The organism is Hydrogenophaga sp. (assembly GCF_051007235.1).
GTDB lineage: Bacteria > Pseudomonadota > Gammaproteobacteria > Burkholderiales > Burkholderiaceae_C > Hydrogenophaga.
In genome coordinates this window covers 1-2,780 of the sequence record NZ_JBPCSJ010000428.1, presented here as the reverse complement: position 1 = coordinate 2,780, position 2,780 = coordinate 1, and the positions used below count along the sequence as shown (strand labels likewise).

At 70.1% G+C, this 2,780-nt stretch carries 2 protein-coding genes and 2 pseudogenes; all 4 read left to right on the top strand.

What is annotated here, in order from left to right:
* Positions 1-1,141, top strand: a pseudogene (locus ACR2JA_RS15325) (bifunctional salicylyl-CoA 5-hydroxylase/oxidoreductase); the annotation flags it as partial.
* A gap of 17 nt (positions 1,142-1,158) precedes the next feature.
* Positions 1,159-1,623 carry a MarR family winged helix-turn-helix transcriptional regulator gene (locus ACR2JA_RS15320; protein WP_434009942.1) on the top strand — a complete coding sequence of 155 codons (465 nt, stop codon included), beginning with the start codon at positions 1,159-1,161 and terminating at the stop codon, positions 1,621-1,623.
* A gap of 115 nt (positions 1,624-1,738) precedes the next feature.
* Positions 1,739-2,593, top strand: a complete 855-nt coding sequence (locus tag ACR2JA_RS15315) for an enoyl-CoA hydratase family protein (RefSeq protein WP_434009941.1) — start codon at positions 1,739-1,741, stop codon at positions 2,591-2,593.
* A 1-nt stretch (position 2,594) separates the two neighbouring features.
* Positions 2,595-2,780 (top strand): annotated as a pseudogene (locus ACR2JA_RS15310) (acyl-CoA dehydrogenase family protein); the annotation flags it as partial.

The window sequence follows — 2,780 nt, the reverse complement described above, 5'->3', positions numbered from 1 at the left end:
CGTGCGCGGCGTGACACTGAAAAACCGCATCGTCGTCTCGCCCATGGCGCAGTACAAGGCCACCGACGGTGTGGTCGGCGACTGGCACCTGATGCACCTGGGCGCGCGCGCCGTGGGTGGCGCGGCGCTGGTGATGGTGGAGATGACCAGCCCGACGCCCGAAGGCCGCATCACCCCGGGTTGCCCCGGTCTGTGGAACGACGCGCAGCAGGCGGCTCTGGCCCGCATCGTGGATTTTGCGCACCAGCAGAGCAGCGCGAAGATGGGCATCCAGATCGGCCACAGCGGCCCCAAGGGATCGACGCAGCTGGGCTGGGACACCATCGACGAGCCGCTGCCCTCGCCCAGCGGGCGACCGGACGATGCGCCGAACTGGCCGCTGCTGTCGGCCAGCGCGGTGCCCTACGGCGCGCAGAACCAGGTACCGCGCGCCATGACCCGCGCCGACATGGACGCGATGACCGCGGCCTTCGTCGCGTCCACACAGCGCGCCGCCGCCGCGGGCTTCGACTGGCTGGAATTGCACGCCGCCCACGGCTACCTGCTCTCGGCCTTCATCTGCCCGCTGACCAACCAACGCAGCGACGACTACGGCGGCTCGCTGGAGAACCGCTGCCGCTACCCGCTCGAAGTCTTCGCGGCCATGCGCGCCGTGTGGCCCGCCGACAAGCCCATGAGCGTGCGCATCTCGGCGCACGACTGGGCGCCCGGTGGCAACACGCCCGACGACGCGGTGGCCATCGCGCGCCTGTTCAAGGCCGCGGGCTGCGACGTGATCGACGTGTCTTCGGGCCAGACCACGCGGCAGGCCAAACCGGTCTACGGCCGCATGTACCAGACCCCGTTTGCCGACCGCGTGCGCAACGAGGCGGGCATCCTGACCATGGCGGTGGGCGCTATTCAAGAAGCCGACCACGCCAACAGCATCATCGGCGCCGGCCGCGCCGACCTCTGCGCCGTGGCCCGCCCGCACCTGGCCGACCCGGCCTGGACGCTGCACGAGGCCGCCAAGCTGCAGAGCCGTGCGGTGCAATGGCCGCGGCCGTACGAAAGCGGACGCGACCAGCTCTACCGCGAGATCGCGCGCCAGCAAGCCCTGCAGGGTGTGGTCGCCACGCAAGACCCGGCTGAAACGTCATGAACACCACCAGCGACACCCTGGACCTCGAAGCCCGCGCCCACAGCGAGCACGCGCAGGAGCTGCGCCTGTGGCTGCGCCTGCTGACCTGCTCGCAGCTGATCGAAAAGCGCGTGCGCGCCGGTCTGCGCGAACAGTTCGACACCACCCTGCCCCGCTTTGACCTGATGGCCCAGCTGGAGCGCCACCCCGAGGGCCTGAAGATGAAGGAGTTGTCGCACCGGCTCATGGTCACCGGTGGCAACGTCACCGGCATCACCGACCAGCTGGTGGCCGAAGGGCTGGTGGAGCGCATGGCCGTGGAAGGCGACCGCCGCGCCTTCCTGGTGCGGCTCACCCCCGAGGGGCGCGGCGCCTTCGAACGCATGGCGGCCCAGCACGAGCAGTGGATCGTCGAGGCTTTCAACGGCCTGAACGCCAAGGACCTCGACAGCCTGCACAAGCTGCTGGGCAAAGTGAAACAGCACCAGCTGAACATCGGATGACCCCCCTGCGCCGCTTCGCGTCTTCCCCCCAAAGGGGGACCGCACCCACGGCCTGGCAAAGCCAGTTCCGTGGTGCGCCTTGCCAAGACACCTGACCCGATATGGACCTCGCCCCATGAAACACCCCATCCCCGACCACAACCCCATGCGCGGCCAGTACAGCGCCATGGCCACCACCACGCCCACCCACTTCGCGCTCAGCGTGCAGGACGGTGTGGCCACCGTCACGCTCAACCGGCCCGAGCGCAAGAACCCGCTGACCTTCGATTCCTACGCCGAGCTGCGCGACTGGTTCCTGGGCCTGCAGCGCGCCACCGACATCAAGGCGGTGGTGGTCACCGGTGCAGGCGGCAACTTCTGCTCCGGCGGTGATGTGCACGAAATCATCGGGCCGCTGACCCAGATGACCATGCCCGAGCTGCTGGCCTTCACCCGCATGACCGGCGCGCTGGTCAGCGCCATGCGCGCCTGTCCGCAGCCCATCGTGGCCGCGCTGGACGGCGTGTGTGCCGGGGCCGGCGCGATGATGGCGCTGGCCTCCGATCTGCGCCTGGGCACACCCGCGGCCACGGTCGCCTTCCTGTTCACCCGCGTCGGCCTGGCCGGCGCCGACATGGGCGCCTGCGCCCTGCTGCCGCGCATGATCGGCCAGGGCCGCGCCAGCGAACTGCTGTTCACCGGCCGCGCCATGACCGCGCCCGAAGGCCACGCCTGGGGCTTCTTCAACGCGCTGCACGACAGCGACGCCCTGCTGCCCGCTGCCCACAAGCTGGCGGCCCAACTGGCCCAGGGCCCGACCTTCGCCCACGGCATGACCAAGACCATGCTGCACCAGGAATGGGCCATGACGCTGGACCAGGCGATCGAAGCCGAGGCGCAGGCGCAAGCCATCTGCATGCAGACGCAGGACTTCCGCCGGGCCTACGAGGCCTTCGCAGCGAAGCAGCGCCCGGTCTTTGAGGGGGACTGAGATGGTCGCCTTCGAACACCCCCACCCGCACGGCGCGCTGGCGCCGACCGCGCACCTCGAACTGCCGTTTTTCGACGACGCCCACCGCGCGCTGGCCAACGGCCTGGTGGCCTGGGCGCGCGAGCAGCGCGTGGATGAAACCGACGACCGCGCCGCCTGCTGCGAGTGGGTGCAACGCCTGGGCGCC